General features: G+C 57.4%; 18 protein-coding genes. 14 read left to right on the top strand and 4 right to left on the bottom strand.

All coding sequences use genetic code 11. The annotated features are described in order from the left end of the window. Positions 1 to 73 precede the first annotated feature (73 nt). A complete protein-coding gene (locus I9188_RS02530; RefSeq protein ID WP_209503865.1) occupies positions 74 to 1,666 on the top strand; it encodes a trypsin-like peptidase domain-containing protein in 1,593 nt (530 codons plus the stop codon). Here I9188_RS02530 and I9188_RS02535 read toward each other — a convergent pair whose 3' ends face one another. From I9188_RS02535 to I9188_RS02545, 3 genes are all read right to left on the bottom strand, one after another. Further along, positions 1,667 to 3,253: a hypothetical protein gene (locus I9188_RS02535; protein WP_245220403.1), complete on the bottom strand. Its 1,587-nt coding sequence runs from the start codon at positions 3,251 to 3,253 to the stop codon at positions 1,667 to 1,669. Between the two features lie 78 nt (positions 3,254 to 3,331). Beyond that, positions 3,332 to 4,555 (bottom strand): amino acid permease, encoded by a 1,224-nt coding sequence (locus I9188_RS02540; RefSeq protein ID WP_209596338.1) that lies wholly within the window; start codon positions 4,553 to 4,555, stop codon positions 3,332 to 3,334. Between the two features lie 379 nt (positions 4,556 to 4,934). Beyond that, positions 4,935 to 5,957 (bottom strand): LacI family DNA-binding transcriptional regulator, encoded by a 1,023-nt coding sequence (locus tag I9188_RS02545; RefSeq protein WP_209503867.1) that lies wholly within the window; start codon positions 5,955 to 5,957, stop codon positions 4,935 to 4,937. Positions 5,958 to 6,091: 134 nt separating this feature from the next. Between I9188_RS02545 and I9188_RS02550 the strand changes: the two genes are divergently transcribed. The 11 genes from I9188_RS02550 to I9188_RS02600 all read left to right on the top strand — a co-directional run bounded on the left by I9188_RS02550 (position 6,092) and on the right by I9188_RS02600 (position 15,101). After that, positions 6,092 to 6,277 (top strand): hypothetical protein, encoded by a 186-nt coding sequence (locus I9188_RS02550; protein ID WP_209503868.1) that lies wholly within the window; start codon positions 6,092 to 6,094, stop codon positions 6,275 to 6,277. Positions 6,278 to 6,300: 23 nt separating this feature from the next. Further along, complete coding sequence (locus I9188_RS02555; protein ID WP_209503869.1) at positions 6,301 to 7,446, top strand: TRAP transporter substrate-binding protein; 1,146 nt, start codon at positions 6,301 to 6,303, stop codon at positions 7,444 to 7,446. 107 nt (positions 7,447 to 7,553) lie between these two features. Then, positions 7,554 to 8,066, top strand: a complete 513-nt coding sequence (locus tag I9188_RS02560; protein ID WP_209503870.1) for a TRAP transporter small permease — start codon at positions 7,554 to 7,556, stop codon at positions 8,064 to 8,066. An 11-nt stretch (positions 8,067 to 8,077) separates the two neighbouring features. Continuing rightward, positions 8,078 to 9,406: a TRAP transporter large permease gene (locus tag I9188_RS02565; RefSeq protein WP_209503871.1), complete on the top strand. Its 1,329-nt coding sequence runs from the start codon at positions 8,078 to 8,080 to the stop codon at positions 9,404 to 9,406. Between the two features lie 12 nt (positions 9,407 to 9,418). Next, the gene (hisD, locus tag I9188_RS02570) at positions 9,419 to 10,726 is read left to right on the top strand and encodes a histidinol dehydrogenase (RefSeq protein ID WP_209503872.1); all 1,308 of its coding nucleotides are present in this window, start codon (positions 9,419 to 9,421) and stop codon (positions 10,724 to 10,726) included. Further along, positions 10,719 to 11,480 carry an SDR family oxidoreductase gene (locus I9188_RS02575; RefSeq protein WP_209503873.1) on the top strand — a complete coding sequence of 254 codons (762 nt, stop codon included), beginning with the start codon at positions 10,719 to 10,721 and terminating at the stop codon, positions 11,478 to 11,480. The genes hisD and I9188_RS02575 overlap by 8 nt, the downstream gene beginning before the upstream one ends. After that, complete coding sequence (locus tag I9188_RS02580) at positions 11,477 to 12,457, top strand: alcohol dehydrogenase catalytic domain-containing protein (RefSeq protein WP_209503874.1); 981 nt, start codon at positions 11,477 to 11,479, stop codon at positions 12,455 to 12,457. Before I9188_RS02575 ends, I9188_RS02580 begins: the two co-directional genes overlap by 4 nt. Positions 12,458 to 12,480: 23 nt before the next feature. Next, positions 12,481 to 12,891: a universal stress protein gene (locus I9188_RS02585; RefSeq protein ID WP_209503875.1), complete on the top strand. Its 411-nt coding sequence runs from the start codon at positions 12,481 to 12,483 to the stop codon at positions 12,889 to 12,891. 46 nt (positions 12,892 to 12,937) lie between these two features. Then, positions 12,938 to 13,444: a sulfopyruvate decarboxylase subunit alpha gene (comD, locus tag I9188_RS02590; RefSeq protein WP_209503876.1), complete on the top strand. Its 507-nt coding sequence runs from the start codon at positions 12,938 to 12,940 to the stop codon at positions 13,442 to 13,444. Next, positions 13,441 to 13,995, top strand: coding sequence for a sulfopyruvate decarboxylase subunit beta (gene comE, locus I9188_RS02595; protein WP_209503877.1), 555 nt, complete (start codon positions 13,441 to 13,443; stop codon positions 13,993 to 13,995). Before comD ends, comE begins: the two co-directional genes overlap by 4 nt. Beyond that, positions 13,995 to 15,101, top strand: a complete 1,107-nt coding sequence (locus tag I9188_RS02600; RefSeq protein WP_209503878.1) for an alpha-hydroxy acid oxidase — start codon at positions 13,995 to 13,997, stop codon at positions 15,099 to 15,101. The genes comE and I9188_RS02600 overlap by 1 nt, the downstream gene beginning before the upstream one ends. Positions 15,102 to 15,154: 53 nt before the next feature. On the opposite strand, the gene I9188_RS02605 is transcribed toward I9188_RS02600, so the two are convergent. Next, positions 15,155 to 17,200, bottom strand: coding sequence for an ASKHA domain-containing protein (locus I9188_RS02605; protein ID WP_209503879.1), 2,046 nt, complete (start codon positions 17,198 to 17,200; stop codon positions 15,155 to 15,157). A gap of 217 nt (positions 17,201 to 17,417) precedes the next feature. Here I9188_RS02605 and guaB point away from each other — a divergent pair, with 217 nt between their 5' ends. Then, on the top strand, positions 17,418 to 18,866 hold the full coding sequence (guaB, locus tag I9188_RS02610; protein ID WP_209503880.1) for an IMP dehydrogenase: 1,449 nt from the start codon (positions 17,418 to 17,420) through the stop codon (positions 18,864 to 18,866). 93 nt (positions 18,867 to 18,959) lie between these two features. Next, entirely contained in the window at positions 18,960 to 20,117 is a 1,158-nt protein-coding gene (locus I9188_RS02615; RefSeq protein WP_209503881.1) for an RsmB/NOP family class I SAM-dependent RNA methyltransferase, read from the top strand. The last annotated feature ends 49 nt before the right edge of the window (positions 20,118 to 20,166 follow it).

A 20,166-nucleotide genomic window follows, 5' to 3' on the forward strand; every position in this document is an offset into this window, starting at 1 on the left:
CCCCCTTGCGATTGGTAGGATTCCGGGCGTCTTATGATAGAGTGACCCCATCACTGTTAAGCAGAGCCCAACTATGCGGGAAATGGATCAGATCGGCGCGAAAACGCCCCAAGAGCCTTGCGCAGGTGATGTTCATGCCTTTCTGGAGAGCCTGACGGGCCCGTCCCGAGGAACTGTTTCCTGGCTTGTCGACAGCGCATTGACTGTTTCTGTCGGCGAAGCCCGTGCGCTAGGCCTGCGCCTAAAAGACAACACGCCGCCTCATGACGAAGACATTGCAACGCTTCAGTGGTCCGAGGGGGGCTATGTGCTCAACGCGCTGGCAGGGCAAGACATCTGGGTCAATGGCCACAAGATTGTATCAGCATCGCTGAAACACGGCGACATGATCGAATTTGGCGAATTGGGCCCGATCTCACGGTACCGCATATGTACTCAGAGGTTTCCCATTCGTCATACGGTCGAAGATATCCTGAGTGACGCCTATGCCTATGCGCGGTCAAGTCGCCGGCCCTTTGCCCAAAGAATGTCGGGTGCGCTACGTGAGAGTGGGCGACGGCTTGTTTCTCAAACCACTATGTTCTTCAGGATTACGGTGGTTGCCGCGATTGCGCTGATCGCAGGTCTGCTGTTCCTGCTTTATCAAAACGACCGGAGACTGGCCGACAGTCTACAACAGGAAGCCCGCAAGATCGAAGCAGTGGCGGCCATGCTTAGCCAGACGCGGGAAGATGTGCTGACCCCCGAAGACCTTGTGGCGTTGAGGGATGCCTTTCAGAACCAGCTGATATCTACCGAGCAGCGGTTGGGTACCCTTGAACAGCGCGCAGGGGCGTCCACGCGGGTCATCACCGCGTCTACTCAATCCGTGGCTTTCATTCAGGGTGCCTACGGATTGCGTCATGTCGAAAGCGGCAAACTGCTGCGCCATGTGTTGGGGCCAAACGGAGAGAAGTTGCAAACACCCTTCGGACAACCCTGGATCGAACCGGACGCAACGGGTGAGCCCGCAGAGTTCCAGTTCACCGGCACCGGGTTTCTGCTGGAGGGTACACCGCTGATGGCCACCAACCGCCACGTTGCCTTGCCCTGGACAACCGGCGACAAGGCTCAGGCACTGAAAAACGCAGGTCTTGAGGCCGAGATGCTGCAGTTGCTGGCCTATCTGCCAGGTCAGACCGATCCGATCGAGGCTACTTTGGACCGCTTCAGTGAAACCGCCGATCTGGCGCTTTTGTCGGTTGATCCAAGCCGAATTGAAGGGCAGGGATTACGACTGGCCGATGACCTTCCTCGCAGCGGTGACGAAGTCTTTCTGCTGGGGTATCCCACTGGCCTGAAAGCGTTAATTGCGCAGGCGGGGCCGGAATTTCTGAAAACGCTCGAGAAAGACGAGTCCGTCAATTTCTGGACGATCGCCGCACGGTTATCTGCGCAAAACCAGGTTCAACCTCTCGCCAGCCGAGGAATCGTGGCGCAGACAAGTCCGGGGGCAGTTGTTTATGACGCAGAAACAACCTCAGGAGGAAGCGGAGGACCGGCCCTGAACCGCAAGGGTGAGGTGGTCGCGATTAACGCCGCGATCCTGCCAGAGTTCGGAGGCTCGAACATCGGGGTTCCGGTCTTGCACCTGAAAACCTTGCTGAATGAAACTGCCGGCCAGTAATCAATCACTGGTCTGGAACGGCGATTTTTGAACAAAGAATACTACTGCCAACGGAACGATCACAGAAATCACGGCCACGGCGATCAACAGGTGCCCAAGTTGGCCGTAATCGGCAATTGATGAGACGACACCGGTTTCCGGATCGGTTACTGCGCGCGACACCACGAAAATCTGGTTCAGGTATTTCGTTGCCAAACTGCTGGCCGATAAGGCCATGTTGGTGAATGACGCCATGACGGCAAAGAAAGTTGCCTTCAGATGCACAGGAGCATTGCGTGCGATCCAGGCCAGCATAGGAACCATCGCAATTTGGCCCAGTGGAGATTCAACTGCGGTGTCGAGGATTGCGATGAACCTTGCGTCTACGATCCCGCCGGTATGCGCAGACGTCCATTCATGCACGCCGTAATACAGCGCAAGGTTGGGCAGGGCGAGGACCCCCGACGCGATGGTTAGAATGATGACGACCTGCGCAATCGAGCGGTTGGCCATAAACGGTCTCAGGACGATCAGCCCGACCAATGCAAGCAGGGACGTCAGAAGCGCCAGGATAGCCAGGAACTGCTCGTCAAACCCCAACTCGTCAATTTCGAACCAGGTCAACCCTGGCCCGGGCAGGGGAACCGCGCGAAACACGAAGATGATTATTGCGGTACCAATCAGGGCCTTTGCCTGATTTAGGTTCAGTTCCTTCACCAAGCGTGACATCAGGTACAAGATCACACTCAGTGAGACTGCAAAAATAGTTTCCTGAGCGAGTTGGAAATTCGATGTTCCCAACACAATGCTCAGTACGACAAAGGCGAGACCGCCCAGCAGGATCGGCCATTTGACCTCGGTGGTTTCGTCAGGGGTATGCGGGGGATGACCTAGGCGAAGACGTTGACGCTGTATCAAACTGTGCAAGACCACGCCGCTGACGGACAACAGAGGAATGACAAGTGCAATCAGATAGACGTTGCCATACAATGCAAGGCGGTCTGATTTCTGCATGCCTTCGGTTCCCGAGAACACCCAGATGTTGACCGCCGCAACGGCTGCGAATCCGGAGATAATGGCGATCCTGCCCAGTGTTTGCATTGTTGTATGCTGAGCACGGGTTTCCTCGGGTGAAAACGGCTGCCCGTCGGGATTGATCTTTGGAACGGCTTCGACCGTCATCGCGTCGGCGACAACATCCTGAATGGCATAGCCGGAAGGCGCCAAGAGCAGGGCAATGATGTACCAGTGTTCCAGCGGAATCACATCAGCCATATGCCCGGGAAAGGCTACAAGCCCGTACATGGTGAGCAGGGACAAGGTAATCAGGGTTGCCCCCAATAGAATCAGCAATGACTTCCACCGCCAAAACAGATCAACGATATGACCCAGCGGCATTTTCAGGATCCAGGGAAGCCCGGCCCAAAATGCCAGCCCCGCAACAAAGGATGCGGATAGGTTAAGGTAGTCCTTAAGAAAGAAGGCGCCGACGACCGATGTCAGGCCAGAAACACCGGCGGCAAAATAGACCATGAGCGGTGGCAGGTAGGACCATTGCATCTGTCGGGCCAGATCAACAAAGGTTCTATGCCACCATGCAGAAAGCATCGCTCCTGTAGAAGGCTGGTCAGTGGTCATGTTCACGTAAATCGCATCGTAGGATTTCCTTGACCTAATGATACAGGCTTACAGAAACGCGGACGCAAAAAGCAACAAACTGGTCACTACCCCAAAGAGAGGAACAACAAGTGGCACACGGAACTGCGGTTCTTCGAATTCAGCCCGGGTCTTCAAAAGGATCAGTGAAAGATTGACCAGCACAAAGACACCCAGAACAATTTGCGACGTGCGCTCGGCCAGAATGGCGATTGGAAGCGTTTGGGTCAGCAACAGGATTATCGCCATGACCACGATTGTCGCTACCGTTGGTGTCTGAGTGACCTGAGATACCTTAGCCAGAAGCTTTGGCAAATGATCCCGGTCCGCGAGCCCGTAGATCACGCGGGATGCCATGATCATCTGGATCAGAACACCATTGATTGTGGCTACGATGGCAATGGCCGAAAACCCCTGCTGGACAACCTCGGGCGCGTCCGTGAAAATCAGGGCTAGCGGCGCGGCGGACGCTGAAAGGACATCGATCGGCACTACATAAAGAACAGTCATGGACGTACCAAGATACAAGACCGTGGCTAGAATAAGCGTCAACAGGATTGCTTTCGGGATTGTTCCGGCGGGGTCTTTAACCTCTTCAGCGACATTTGCCATGTCCTCGAAACCCACAAAGGCGAAAAACGCCAGAAGCGAAGCCGCCAATATCCCTCTCCAGGCGTTTGGGTCCAGCCCGGGAACCATCTGGGTGAGGGCATAGCCCTGAGGGTCTGGAAGGGACAGACCCCAACCAATAACGACGAGTAACCCGCTGATTTCTATGATGGTAATGACTGCCGCCACCAATACCGATTGCGAGATTCCCCAAAGGGCGATCAGCCCCATGACCAGAACAACACCGATTGTCAGACCTGAAATGCCCAAACCGGTGAGTGTATGAAGGTATGAGGCGGCCCCGATAGCCACGGCCGAGGCAGAGATGATGCCCGAGGCGGCCACCGCGAGACCGACCAGCACGGCCATCCAGCTTTTCTGAAACCCAGCTTCGACATAAGCGGCCTCACCCGCACTCACAGGATATCGGGTTGCCAGTTCTGCGTATGACAGGGCGGTCAGCGCAACAACAAGCGCAGCAATCAGGAACGAAACCGCGGCATACGGGCCCGCTATCCCGGCCGTCGCACCAACAAGCACATAAATGCCAGCCCCCACGGTCACTCCAAGCCCATAGAGCGTGAGCAGCGGGGTCGTCAGCGCCCGTCGCAGCTTTGGTGTCTTTTGTTCAACGATGGACATCATCTATCCGCCAATTGGATTGCATCGCGTGTTTTAAGTTGGCATCGACGTTTCCGTGCTTGGTCCCGTCGCCTTGATCATATGCACTTACTGGCATGCGGTAAGTGCCGAGTAGCCAGAGGGTAGCCGGCAGAAGAGCGCGCAGCGCGTTCGCCGCGCCCACGGAGCGAACTTTCACACCACTGAATCACTGATCACCGGAAAATTTGCTTGGGGTCAGGCAAGTGAGCGTCGGGCCCGATGATATATTCGTACTTCACTATGTGGTCGCATTGCGTGCCTTGATTCAGGTCAATGAAAGCGGAACGTCACACAGAATCGCAGCCCGGTGCGCCTTTCACACGCAATGAACTCGGGGATAAATCGCCGACCTTTCTGAGCGTTAGGGTATGCGGCCAAGCAAGGAGTCTCGGGTAACCAAATGGGTCGAAAGCTCCAAAGACTGGCCCGCAGAACTCGTTTCGATCATCCGTATCAATTCCTGCGCAGCTTTTTGACCCATTTCACGGTGGGGCACGTGAACCGTTGTCAGGGCAGGGATGACAATGCGCGCGATTTCGATGTCGTCAAAGCCGGTAATTGACACATCCTCAGGTACTCGGAGCCCCATTTTCTGCGCCTGTCTCAATGCGCCGACAGCAAGAACATCGTTTCCGCACAAAACTGCGGTCGGCGGCGTGTCACTCGCCATGAGATCCCTGAACGCCGTCGCGCCGTTTTCGAACTCATATGTGGCTTCGATCACCATTAGGTCATCCGGCTGCAAGCCGTGCTCAGCCATGGCGCTTTTTATCCCTGCGATCCTGAGCCGCGCCCGATCATTTCCCGAACTGATACCCGATATCGTCGCAAGACGCGTATGTCCTTGTCTGATGATCTGGTCTGCCAGCGCTTTCATGGCCTTGCGGTTGTCGAACCCAACTGACGGCACAGGTTTATCCGGCAGAAAGGACCAGGCAACCAGCGCGGGCACTTTCCGTCTGTCCAGGTAATCGTAAATATCTGCGTCCCTGTCATGACCGATCAGCAACAATCCATCTGCACCCCGTGCAACCAGGGTTCGGATCTGATCCTTTTCCGCTTCGGGTTCATAAGCTGAACTGGAGACCAGCAGCGTGTAGCCACGCTGATGAATTTCTTCCTGAAACGCTTGTAACCCTCTTGCGAATATCGCGTTCTCCATGGTGGGGATGATGGCACCAATGGTAAATGACCGCTTTGCCGCCATCACGCGGGCCGCGAAATTCGGCGTGTACCCCAATTCTTCGACCGTCGACAGGACACGCTTGCGCGTAGCTTCAACAACTTGCTGCGGGCTGTTCAGACAGCGGGACACTGTCGCGGTCGATACACCCGCGGCCTTGGCAACGTCATCCAGTGTCGGAGCAGACCGATGTTTTGACATTCTCGAACTCTCAATTCCGGTTGGCTTAAGTTAAGCGCATTTTTCAAATGATGAAAGCATCAATGTAAGCGCTTGCAATATTGATGTAAGCGCTTACAAAGGTGTTGAGCCGATTCTAAAAGGGAGTCCCGGAAATGGTCCTTGCTGCATCTATCGTCGTTTTCGCGATCTATTTCGCAAACGTTGCACTGGGTGCTTTCGCAGGCAGCGCATTTCTCGGCGACGTAGGAGAGATGTTGGTTCTGTTCGCGGCGTCGATTTTGTTCGTTGTCGCAATTCTGAAAAAGGAAGCTGACCGAAACGAAACAGACGGCAGCTGAACTTTTGCTTGGGAGGGCAATTCATGAACAACGACAAGATTGAACTGGCGTCAGCAGAACGTCGCAACTTTCTGAAGCTGAGTGCAAGTGGCGCGTTCACAGCCGCAATGGTTGCCGGGGCTGGGGGTGTTTTGTGGTCTTCCGAGGCTGCCGCGCAAACCGCGAAAGAAGAGAGTGAGCGCGAAAAGGCCGCAGACCACGTTATGACGGTGGCTACAGCCTACGTGCTGGGCGCGTCGCGCAGCTATCCGATCATGCAGCTGGACCTGAAGGAAAACATCCAGAATGCTACCAACGGCAAGGTCTATGTCAAATTGGCCCCCGGCGGTCAGCTTGGCGCAGGCGGCGCGCTGGTGCAGAAAGTACAGGGTGGAACCATTCAGGCCGCGCAGCACTCGCTGTCGAATTTTGCACCTTTCGCGTCCACGGTCGACCTGATCAACATGCCGTACCTGTGCGGGTCGAACCAGCGCTTCACCAACCTTGTCCATTCGGACACTTGGACAAGCGAAGTCCACCCCAAGGTCGAGGCGGCAGGCTTCAAGGCCTTATTCTATGTGAATATCGATCCGCGTGTTGTCGCTGTCCGGCAAGGTGGCAATGCGGTCATAACCCCGGGCGACATGAGTGGGATCAAGTTCCGTGTTCCCGGATCGAAGATGCTGCAACAATACTATCGTATGGTCGGTGCCAACCCGACACCTGTGGCATGGGGCGAAACACCTTCTGCGATCAAGCAGGGTGTTGCCGACGCGCTCGATCCGTCGGTCGGGGCGCTTTATGTTTTCGGTTTCAAGGACATCCTCAGCCATGTCACCTTCACGCAGGCCGTTCCGGACAGTCAGGTTTATTCCTGTAATCTGGAGTGGTTCAACTCGATGCCTGCAGACGTGCAGGAAGGCATCATGTGGGGTGCCGAGATGACCGGGCATCAGAACCTGTCCAAAGTTCCGTCGGCCCGCGCCTATGCCATGGCCGAGTTGAACAAAGCTGGTGTTGAATTCCATTCGCTCAGCGATGATCAGCTGGCGGAATGGCAGGATGCCGGTGGGTATCAGCGTTCGGAATGGGATCCGTTCAAGACGGAACTGGCCGGTTCGATGGACAACTTTGAGAAGCTGGTCGAAGCGGCCGGTACGCAGGGCAAATACTACGTCCACGACGCCTAAGGTGAAACCCGTGGGCGCCTGCGGGCGTCCACGATCTTGTACTGCGCGGCCGACAGTGGCCCGTCAAGGCAGGTGCGGACTTGGCTGTTCCATCGCCGGAGGATCAGATGACCGTTCTTCAGAACATTGACCGAAACGCCGAACGCTGGTTGCTGCTGGTGTTCTACGTGATGCTGGTAATCACCATGGCCATCGAGGTGCTGCGGCGCGAGATATTCGCCTATTCCTCGATCTGGGGCGAGGAAATCGTACGGTATTCCTTTATCTACCTTGCCTGGATCGGTGCTGCTGCCGCGGTGAAAGAGCGCGCCCATATCCGGATCGATGTGATCATGCACTATGTCGGGCCGCGCCCCAAGGCACTGCTGTATATCTTCGGCGATCTGGTGATGTTCCTGGTGGCTATCATCGCACTCTACTGGTCGTATGAAGCGGTTCACGTTTCGGCCAAGTTTGGTTCCGTTACGGACGGTTTGCGGATTTCCAAGGTTTGGTTCCTGATGGCTGTGCCGACCGGGTTTGCCCTGATGATCTGGCGGCTGATCCAATCCCTGTTACGCGATCTGAAATGCCTTCGCGACGGCACGCCCGTCTTCGAAGGCGACAAGCTGTTTGACTGAGGAGAGACCGGATGCTTTGGAATTCCCTCAATCAAACCGTTGAACTGGGCTGGGATTTTTACCTGCCGGTGATCCTGTTCGTAGGCCTGATTGCCTTGGCCGTGCCCGTTTGGGCCGCCATTGGGACAGCAGCGATTGTAATGCTGATCATGTCCGGTGACCTTCCTCTCAGCCTTGTCGGAGAGAGCCTGTTTACTGGCATCGACGCTTTTGCCCTGACTGCTGTGCCCTTGTTTATCCTGACCGGGGATGTTTTGGTTCGGACAGGGTTGTCACGCAAGTTTCTGGATGTTGCCGAGGCTTTGACATGCTTCGCCAAGGGGGGCTTTGGATCGGCCACGGTTCTGGTCTGCGGTATGTTCGCCGCGATTTCAGGGTCGGATGCCGCCGGGGCTGCAGCGGTAGGCCGGATGACCATCAACCGGTTGGTGGAAAGCGGGTATCCGCGCCCCTACGCCTGTGCTCTGGTCGCGGCAGGTGCCTGCACGGGCATCCTGATACCGCCCTCAATCGCCTATATCATCATCGGCCTTGTGCTGGGTATCTCCGCATCGACGCTTTTTCTGGCCGCTCTGATCCCGGGTCTGGCTATCCTGGTCTCGATCCTGATCACCAACATCATCATGAACCGCCTTTATGCATACGAAGGCGGCGGGATGATGACCATGGGTGAATGGTTGGCCAATCTGGGCAAGGCGCTCAGGTCCGGCTGGTATGCCTTTATCGTACCGGGTATTATCTTTTACGGTATCTTCTCGGGGCGCCTGACACCGACTGAGGCTGGTGCCACAGCTGTTGTCGTCACCATCATCATGGGCTTCATCCTGCGTACACTGACACTGGCCGACTTTCCGTCGATGCTGGTCAGCTCTGCCAAGGTGAACGGGGTGATCCTGCCGATCATCGCATTTTCGGCACCGCTGGCCGAGGCGCTGGCGATCATGGGTGTTCCGCAGGGGTTTGTAACTTCGGTGACCTCGCTGACAGACGATCCGTATCTGCTGATCCTGTTGATGATTGGCATCCTGATCGCCGCGGGCTGCGTCATGGAGACGACGCCGAATATCGTGATCCTGGCACCGATCCTGAAACCACTGGCGGACAATATCGGCATGAACGAGATCCAGTTCTGCATCATGATGATCACCGCGCTGGGAGTGGGCTTTATCACCCCGCCGCTGGGGCTGAACCTGTTTGTCGTATCTGGCATTACCGGTGAATCCATTCTGAAGATTGCCGCCCGAGCCGTGCCTTTCGTATTGACCATGCTGATCGTGGTGATCCTGATCGCCTACGTGCCAGCCGTGTCGACAACATTGCTACCTGAAATCTACCAATAGGACCTGCTGAACATGCCTCGTGAATATCTGAAAAAGGCAACTTTAACGGCTCAATCACACGCCTCAGAGGTGCATGATACGGTGAAGACCATTCTTACCGATATCGAGGCGGGCGGTGATGCAAAGGCAAGAGAGTACGCCGCCAAGTTCGACAAGTACGAAGGGAATGTCTTGCTGACCCCGGCTGAGATTGAGGCCGCCTGTGCAAAAGTTTCCGAAAAGCTGAAGGCCGACATCCGTTTCGCCCACGACAATGTGCGGCGCTTTGCCGAGACGCAGAAAGCGACCGTATCTGACGTTCAGACCGAGATCGTTCCGGGCTTCGTTGCCGGGCAGAAGGCAATTCCAGTGGATGCTGCAGGGTGTTACGTGCCAGGGGGGCGATACAGCCACATCGCCAGTGCGATTATGACAGTGACCACAGCGAAAGTTGCGGGATGTCGCCACATCACGGCGTGCTCGCCTCCGCGCCCTGGCGAAGGGGTTGCGCCTGCCATCGTTTATGCGGCGCATATCTGCGGGGCCGACAGCATTCTGGCCATGGGGGGCGTGCAGGGTGTTGCCGCCATGACTTACGGTCTGTTCGGTTTGCCGCGCGCCAACATCCTTGTGGGCCCCGGCAACCAGTTCGTGGCCGAAGCCAAGCGCATCCTTTACGGCAAGGTTGGTATCGACATGATCGCAGGTCCGACCGACAGTTTGATCCTTGCCGATCAGTCTGCCGATGCGCATGTCGTCGCCACCGATTTGGTCAGTCAGGCCGAGCACGGATACAACTCGCCGGTCTGGCTGGTCACTGATGATCGCGACCTTGCGCAAAAGGTGATGGAACTGGTACCTGCGCTCATCGCCGATCTGCCGGAACTGAACCGCGAAAACGCCTCGGCCGCATGGCGCGATTATGCTGAGGTTATCGTCTGTTCCAACCGCGAAGAGATGGCCGCCTGTTCCGACGAATATGCACCCGAACATCTGACGGTTCAGGCTGAGGATCTGGATTGGTGGCTGGAACGACTGACCTGTTATGGATCGCTGTTTCTGGGCGAGGAAACAACCGTGTCATACGGAGATAAGGCGACCGGTACGAACCATGTTCTGCCAACCTCGGGCGCGGCCAGCTATACTGGCGGGCTGAGTGTCCACAAATACATGAAGATCGTGACGTGGCAGCGGGCTACGCGCGAAGGGTCGAAGCCCATTGCCGAAGCGACCGCGCGGATATCGCGGTTAGAAGGAATGGAGGGTCACGCCCGTGCAGCAGATGTGCGTCTTGCGAAGTATTTCCCGGACGAGCAGTTCGACTTGACTGCCGATGGATGACCCGCGCACTTTATTTGACCTGACAGGCCGGCTGGCGTGTATCACCGGTGCCAGCTCGGGACTTGGGCGGCAAGTGGCACGGACTCTTGCCGCAGCAGGTGCCCGTGTTATCGGCGTGGCCCGGCGCAGCGATGCGTTGGCGGAGATGCAGGCCGAGATTGGCACGCGTGCTGCAACGGTTGTTGCAGACGTTGCAGATCGCGCTGGGGTAGATGCGTTGACACAGGCCGTCGCTTCCAAGTTTGGCCCCCCCGACATTCTGGTTCATGCGGCTGGCCTGAATGCGCGTGAGGCTGCTGACTATGTTACTCCTGAGGGGTGGGATGCCACGCTTGCCCTGAACCTGAGCGCGCCGTTCTTCCTTAGTCAGGCGATGGTTCCGTCGATGAAGGAAAAGGGGTGGGGGCGTATTGTCAATTTCGCCTCGCTGCAAACAACGCGCGCTTTTCCAGGTGGTATCGCCTATGGCGCATCCAAGGCGGGGATCGGGCAGTTGACACGCGCCATGGCCGAGGCGTGGTCGCCTTTCGGCATAACCGCCAACGCCATCGGCCCGGGGTTCTTTCCCACCGAACTGACTCAGGCCGTGTTCGACGACCCCAAGCGCGCAGAACGGAACGCCGCGCAAACCTGTATCGGACGCAACGGACGAATGCAGGATATCGACGGACCGATCCTGTTCTTGTGCTCACAGGCTTCTGACTATGTCACAGGGCAGGTCCTTATGGTTGACGGAGGTTTCACAGCTAAATGAAGGCTCTGGTTTACAAAGATGTTGAACACATGGTGTTTGACGATGTGCCGAATGCCGAACCGGGCGCATCGGAACACCTGATCCGGGTCGAGGCGGTCGGCATCTGCGGATCGGACATGCACGCCTATCTGGGCCATGATGCACGTCGCCCAGCGCCCCTGATCCTAGGGCACGAGGCAGCCGGTGTCATTGTCGACGGATTACGTGCGGGTGATCGGGTAACGATCAATCCGCTGGTAAGCTGTGGTCAATGCGCTGCATGTCGGACGGGTCGCGAAAATCTTTGCCCGGATCGTCAGATCATCTCGATGCCACCGCGCGAAGGCGCTTTCGCGCAATACGTCTCGATGCCCGGCAGAAATCTTGTCGATGTGCCCGAGGATGTCTCTTTCGCCAAGGCTGCGTTGGCCGAACCTCTGGCGGTAGGCTGGCACGCAGTCAGATTGGGAATCGAGGCTCTGCATTCTGCGATGGACCGCCGCGCGTTGGTGATCGGCGGTGGGGCCATTGGCCTTGCAGCAGCCTTGGCCCTGCGGGCACAGGGTATTGAAGACGTTACAATCGCGGAACCAAACGCGTTGCGCCGGGCTTATCTGGCGGAAATCGAAAGTTTTGCGCTCGTGGGTGCGCCCAATGGGTCTTTCCCGTTGGTCATTGATGCTGTTGGATATGCCGCGACACGGTCGGTCGCTTCGGCCCTGGCCGCGCCGGGTGGCGTGATCGCGCATGTCGGATTGGGTGAAGATGCCGGAGGTCTGGACGTGCGTCGCATGACCTTGCAGGAGATCACTTTTATCGGAACCTACACCTACACCGCGCAGGATTTCCGCGACACGGCTCAGGCGATCTTTGACGGCCGTCTTGGCGCACTGAATTGGGTTGATGAGCGTGCACTGGCCGATGGCGCGCAGGCGTTTCGCGATATCCGCTCTGGCTCCGTAGCCGCACCAAAGATTATCCTGAGACCCTGGGGATAAACCTGACAGAACTGGAGGCCACCATGTACAAGAAAATTCTGGTCCCGATGGCTTTGGATCACGGCATTTCACAGCATACGCTGGAAGTCGCGCGTGCCTTGTCCGAAAACGGGGCCGAGGTCATCGGCTTGCATGTCTACGAAATGCCACAGGGATCGGTCAGCGCCTATCTGGACAAATCCGCAGTGGCCGAAGGATTCGAGCGCGCGAGGCAGGCCTTGTTGCAAAAGGTTGACGGGCTGGATGGTGTGAAAGCCGAAATCATCAAAGGGCACACCGCCCGCACCATCATTGACTACGCGACCAGCAACAATGTGGACTGCATTGTCATAGGTTCGCATAAACCGGATCTAAGCGACTACTTTCTGGGATCGACAGCGTCACGCGTTGTTCGTCATGCCCCCTGCGCTGTACATGTGCATCGCAGAACCTGATTTCCTTAATCGCGCCAAGCGCCCCAACAGGACCAACAGCCCGACCATGAACATAGACAAGAAGATAACCGACGATCTGGTGGCCAACGATATCTCGTTCGTCACCACCGTCCCCTGCAAGCAACTGGCAGGCGTCATCGCTGAAATCGACCAGCGAGAGGACATCTATCACATCCCGTCCAACAAGGAAGACGAGGGGATGGGCCTGTGCGCCGGGGCATGGATGGGCGGCAAGCGTCCCGCGATCATCATGCAAAACACCGCAATCGGTGTGACGATCAACACGCTGGCGACACTGATCCAGTTTTACCGAATGCCTTTGCCCATGCTGATTTCCTATCGCGGAGAGCTGCGCGAACCGGTTGCCTGCCAGGTTGAAATGGCTGTGCATACCAAAGCGCTGCTGGCTCAGCTGAATATCCCGACTTATCACTTCCACCATCAGTCAGATGTTGAGGAGCTCGACACGATCCTCAAATACACCTTTATGTGCAACAAACCGGTCGCCATTCTGACCGATGCCAGTTTCTGGGGAGGCTATGGCGACCAATGATCCGTTCTGAGATTCTGAAAGAAATTGCTCCGATCCTGCGCGATCAGCTTGTTGTTTGTAACATCGGCATTCCAAGTCAGGAACTGCATGCCATCGATGACCAGCCTACCAATTTCTATATGCTGGGCACGATGGGGCTGGCCTCATCCATCGGTCTGGGTCTGGCCTTGTCGCAGCCCAAGCCGGTTATCGTGATCGATGGGGACGGGTCGGTTCTGACCAATCTGGGTACCTTGCCGACCATCGCCAACAACGTGGCGGACAACTATATCCTGTTGATCGTCGATAATGGGTCATACGGGTCCACAGGGGATCAGCCGACATATGCTGGGCAGAAGACCTCTCTGGCGAAAATGGCGGAAGCCGCAGGATGCGAGCGCGTCATCGAATGCCAGGCCGAAGACACCGGCCGCGTGCTGCAAGAAGCGCTGGATTCGAAACAGATGACCATCATCGTGGCTAAGTGCGAAAGCGGAAATGCCAAGATGCCTGTTATCACGATGGATCCGGTGGTGATCCGCGACCGGTTCATGAAGGCCGTACAGGCCTGATGTTATCCAGCGCTATCCACAGTTCCGAGGACGCCCGCCGCCTCGCGCGGCGGCGTCTGCCGTGGATGGTATTTGACTATATCGACGGTTCCGCCGGGGCCGAGGTTGGCGCAGCCCGAAACAGGGCTGCACTGGATGCGCTGACCCTTCGTCCTAGAATTCTGAAAGATGTCAGCGAAAGGTCGCTTGCTTGTTCCGTCTTTGGGAGGTCGACCCAACGCCCGTTTGGCATCGCACCGATGGGCATGTGCAATCTGTCGGCCCCCGGTGCAGATCTGATGCTGGCACGTCTTGCGGCGCGGTACGAGGTGCCGCTTGGGGTATCAACCGTCGCATCAACCCCGATGGAAGACCTGATTGTCGAGGCAGAAGGACATGCCTGGTTTCAGCTGTATTTCAGCGGCGATGGCAGTGGCACGTTCAAGCTGGTCGAGCGCGCAAAGTCTGCGGGGTACGAAACGCTGGTGCTGACGGTGGATGTGCCCGAAGTGGGACGTCGCCCGCGTGAATTGCGCCATGGGTTCAGGATGCCATTCAAAATGGGGCCGAAACAGGTGCTTGATTTTGCGTTTCACCCCCGGTGGTCGCTATCAACACTACTGCGGGGCAAGCCCGAAATGGCGAATTTCCTGATGGACGGATATGATTTTGATCGCCGGGAAAGCCGGGCCAAGGCGACGTGGGAGATATTGGCCCGTCTGCGCGACCAGTGGGCCGGGACACTGGTGGTCAAGGGCGTTCTGGATGCAGAGGACGCGCTGAGCCTCAAGTCGGCAGGTGTCGATGCCATTCAGGTCTCAAGCCACGGTGGGCGCCAGTTGGACAGTGCGCCCGCGCCGATTGCCGTATTGCCTGAAATTCGGAACGCCGTCGGTCCGGAATATCCGCTGTTTTACGACAGCGGTTTGCGCTCGGGCGAGGATGTTTTGAAAGCCTTGGCAAACGGCGCAGATTTTGCCTTCTTCGGCCGCATCCTGCAATTTGCAATCGCGGCAGAAGGGGAAGAAGGGCTTGAGCAACTGTGGTCTGTGCTGAGTGATGAAATGAGTATTGCCATGGCGCAGATGGGCGTTTCGTCGCTGGACGAGGTGCGTCTCGAAACCTGAAACCAGTTTGGGGAACGACCCGAGGCGTACTTGCGAGTCGTTCCTATGCTGGTCTAACCGCGGCGTCTGCGACGGCGCCCACCGCCTGTTTCGCTCTCTCCACCTGTGTTGAAGCTTGGATTGGGCAGCGTGACAACCTGCGCCAGTTCCGGAAACGGATCGGTTTTGTGCGGGATCGCGTTGGCGGCCACGAAATGATCCTGGAACTTCGGCTCAATTGCGGTTTCGATCTTGGTGATCTCGCGCACGACGCGTTCGATTTCAGCGCGTGATCCGATATTGCACAGCGCAATCCGCGCACCTGTACCAGCGGCGTTACCCGCGCTGGTGACCTTGTCCAGCGGTGCATCAGGGATCATGCCCAGAACCATGGCGTGCTTGGTCGAGATATGAGCGCCAAAGGCACCGGCCAGAACCACACGATCCACCTTGTCGACTTCCATCTCGTCCATCAGAAGGCGCGCACCAGCATAAAGCGCGGATTTTGCCAGCTGGATGGCGCGGATGTCGCCCTGCGTGACAGTGATGCGGGGGCCGCCTTCGGCGCTGGCATCGTGAATCAGGTAAGCATGTGTGCGGCCTTCAGGAATGCAGCGGGCCGTTCCAGTCTGCTCGGCCGATCCGATCAGGCCGCTTTCGTCCAGAAGGCCAGCCATACGCATCTCGGCCACAGCTTCTATAATGCCCGATCCACAGATACCGGTGATACCAGTGGTGGCGACATCAAGGTCAAAGCCGTCTTCGTCCGACCATTTCTCGGACCCGATGATGCGAAAGCGGGGTTCCTTGGTAAGGGGATCGATTTCGATCCGCTCGATCGCGCCGGGTGCCGCGCGCTGGCCAGAACTGATCTGTGCGCCTTCAAACGCAGGCCCTGTGGGCGAGGAACAGGCCAGAACGCGGCTGGTGTTGCCCAGCAGGATTTCGGCATTGGTGCCCACATCGACGATCAGAACCAAATCCTCGGACTTGCCGGGTTCTTCGGACAGGGCAACTGCCGCACAATCCGCGCCTACGTGGCCCGCGATGCAAGGCAGGATATAGACCTGCGCGCGGGGGTTCATGGTGGTCAGTTCCATCTCGCGTGCAGGCAGGGACATCGACTCGGACGTGGCCAAGGCAAAGGGCGCCTGACCCAGTTCGACCGGGTCCAGACCCAGCAGCAGATGGTGCATGACCGGGTTGCAGACAAACACCGTTTCAACGATCAGCGCGGTGTCAATCCCAGCTTCTTCAGCGATTGAGGTGGTCAGATCATTGATCGCCTCGCGCACGGCTTTTGTCATTTCCTGATCCCCGCCGGGGTTCATCATGGAATATGAAACACGGCTCATCAGATCTTCGCCAAAGCGGATTTGCGGGTTCATCAGACCCGATGACGCCTTGACCTCGCCGGTTTCCAAGTCGGTCAGATGAGCCGCAATCGTAGTTGAGCCAAGGTCGATGGCCAGCCCATACAGCCCGCCTTCGTGCAGGCCGGGCCAGATTTCGACAATGCGTGCGACGCTGTCCTTGTGACCTTTGTGTACGGCCACAGTGACTTCCCATTTGCCTTTGCGCAGGACCGGTTGCAGCTTGGACAAAAGTGACAGATCCGCTGTGACCGCGTCAATTTTCCACTGCTGGCGCAGTGCGCGCTCAAGGCGCTCCAGATCGCCGGTTGGCGAATGCATGTCGGGTTCTTCGACCACCACGAAATACAGACGCGTTGCTGAATCCATGGTGATGGCGCGTGCCGTGGCGGCCTTGCGAACGACCTGACGATGTACCTGGCTTTCTGGCGGTACGTCGATCACGACATCGCCCTGAACCGAAGCCTGACAGCCCAGTCGACGACCGGGTTTCAGACCGCGCTTGTCGTCGTATCGTTGCTCGACAGCGTTCCATTCGCTCAGCGCATCCTTGGCCACCGTGACGCCGTGCTTGGGAAACTCGCCATAGCTTGGGGTGATCTGACACTTTGAACAGATACCACGGCCCCCGCAAACCGAATCCAGATCCACTCCCAATTGGCGGGCTGCGGTCAGAATGGGCGTTCCGACAGGAAAATGCCCGCGTTTGCCGGACGGGGTAAAGACGACAAGTGGGTCGGTGGTCATGAGTGACATGCCTTTTTGTGTTCGCGCGTTTTCCCGGCAAGATATGGGTTTGAGCGCAAAGGGAAAGGGCTATCAGCGGCACGATTTGCGCGGCATGCGTCGTTTTCTTCGGCTGTATAGGCAACTGGAGCCACAGAGTTGCCCCCAAGGGCTTTTCCTTTGGTTCAATCCATGCAATAGGGTCACCGCCAAACGGGCTTTTGCATGGGGTATTCAGATGCAGATTCGTGAGGCACTCACCTTTGACGACGTTCTTCTGGTTCCGGCCGCATCTTCAGTGCTGCCGGCAACAGCGAACACCACCACGCGTGTCACGCGTGAGATTACCATGAACATCCCGCTGCTGAGCTCGGCCATGGACACTGTGACCGAGGCGCGCATGGCCATTGCCATGGCACAGGCGGGAGGTATCGGGGTCATCCACAAGAACCTTTCCGTAGAAGAGCAGTCTCGCGAGGTTCGCCGCGTCAAACGGTTCGAATCGGGTATCGTCTACAACCCCGTTACCTTGCGTGCGGATCAGACCCTGGCCGATGCGAAGGCTCTGGTCGAGCGCTATAATTTCACCGGTTTCCCGGTGGTTGACGCAGATGGTCGCGTGGTTGGTATCGTGACCAACCGGGATATGCGCTTTGCCAATTCAGACGACACGCCGATCAAGGCGATGATGACCTCGGAAAACCTGGCAATGCTGAAAGAACCCGCCGATCTGGAAGAGGCCAAAAGCCTGATGCGGGCCCGTCGTATCGAAAAACTGCTTGTCGTTGATGGCACGAGAAAACTGACAGGTCTGCTGACGCTGAAGGACACCGAACAGGCCGTTCTGAACCCAACTGCGTGCAAAGACCGGCTTGGCCGCCTGCGAGTGGCTGCCGCGACTTCGGTTGGAGACGCGGGATTTGAGCGGTCCGAGCAACTGGTGGCTTCGGGCGTGGATATCATTGTCGTCGATACGGCGCATGGTCATTCTCAGGGCGTGCTGGATGCGGTCAGACGGGTCAAGACCCTGTCGAACGAGGTCCAGATCATTGCCGGAAACGTGGCCACAGGCGAGGCGACCAAGGCACTGATCGACGTGGGTGCTGACGCCATCAAGGTGGGCATTGGCCCCGGCTCGATCTGTACAACACGCATGGTGGCGGGCGTTGGTGTACCTCAGCTGACCGCGATCAGTGATTGTGCGGCTGCGGCGGGGGATGTTCCGGTCATTGCGGATGGTGGCATCAAGTTCTCGGGCGATTTTGCCAAGGCAATCGCGGCTGGCGCGTCCTGCGCCATGGTCGGTTCGATGATCGCGGGCACAGACGAAAGCCCGGGTGAGGTCATTCTGTATCAGGGCCGGTCGTTCAAATCCTATCGCGGTATGGGCAGTCTTGGTGCGATGGCGCGCGGATCGGCGGATCGGTATTTCCAGAAGGACGCAGCAAATGACAAGCTGGTACCCGAAGGGATTGAAGGGCAGGTTCCTTACAAAGGATCAGCAAGTGCAGTGATCCACCAGCTAGTTGGTGGTTTGCGCGCCGCGATGGGATACACCGGCTGCGCGACTGTCGAAGAGATGCGCAGAAACTGCCAATTCGTAAAGATCACGGGCGCAGGTCTGAAAGAGAGCCACGTGCACGATGTTCAGATCACACGTGAAAGCCCGAACTACCGGGTGATGTAAGCCGTTGCGCATGACATACGGCACCCATGCTCGGGGTGCCGTAGCTATTTTGTATTGGCCTGTCACGGCCTGTTTCAGTCAAGGTAATCCGTGATGACACCTGCTGCCCGCGTTCAGGCCTCGATTGAAATATTGGATCAAATTCTGGCCGGGGCGCCGGTTGAAAAAGTGCTGACCGGCTGGGCGCGGCGAAGCAGGTTTGCGGGCTCCAAGGATCGGGCAGCTATTCGCGATCATGTGTTTGACGCTTTGCGGTGCAAACGCTCGTTTGCTGCGTTGGGTGGTTCCGGAACTGGCCGCGGCCTGATGATCGGCGCAATTCGCGCATCGGGTGAAGATCCGGTTGAGTTTTTTACCGGTGACCGCCACGCGCCAGAAGCCCTTCAAAATGACGAAGTATCAAGGGATTTTACATCCGACGCCGAGAGATATGATCTTCCCGACTGGCTGTGGCCAAGGTTCGTTGCATCCTTGAACGATGCCGCCGTGCCTTGCGCATTGGCACTGCAAGAGCGCGCCCCGGTTTTTCTGCGGGTCAATCTGTTGAAAACGGATGCAACCCGGGCGATTGATGCTTTGGAAACCGACGGTATTTCAGCCCGTCCAACACCGATATGTGAGACCGGGCTGGAGGTGACAGAGGGCGCGCGCCGGATCGCGCAAAGTCAGGCATACGCTCAGGGCCTGGTCGAGCTTCAGGATGCGGCAAGTCAGGCGGTTGTTGCCGCCTTGGATCTGCGCCCTGGAATGCGCGTTTTGGACTACTGCGCAGGGGGCGGTGGCAAGTCGCTTGCGATTGCGGCCAACAAGGGTGTCGAGGTTTGCGCTCATGATGTGAATGCGCGCCGAATGAAGGATATTCCAGCGCGGGCAGAGCGGGCAGGGGCCAGAATAACCATCCTGAACAGCGCGGAACTTGCTGGTCACGGGCCTTTTGACGTCGTTTTGGCTGACGCCCCGTGTTCTGGCAGCGGTTCGTGGCGGCGCGCACCGGCAGGCAAATGGGCGTTGACTGAAGAACGTTTGCAAGAACTCACGGTCATTCAGGCTGACATTCTCGCAGATATCACGCCATTGGTCCAAGCAGGTGGAGTGCTGGCTTATGCAACGTGTTCGGTTCTTGCCGACGAGAACGATGCGGTTGTCGACAGGTTTCTGACAAAACATGCGGGCTGGCGTGAAACCTTCCGGCAGGCGTGGCAGGTAACGCGCGGGTCCGACGGGTTCTTTACGTCACACTTGACGCGCTGATCTTTCGGTAAATACAACCTTGGGTAGCTGATTTGTTTTTTAGCGCCGT

Source organism: Ruegeria sp. HKCCSA071 (assembly GCF_017872555.1).
In the GTDB taxonomy this organism is placed as follows: Bacteria; Pseudomonadota; Alphaproteobacteria; order Rhodobacterales; family Rhodobacteraceae; genus Ruegeria.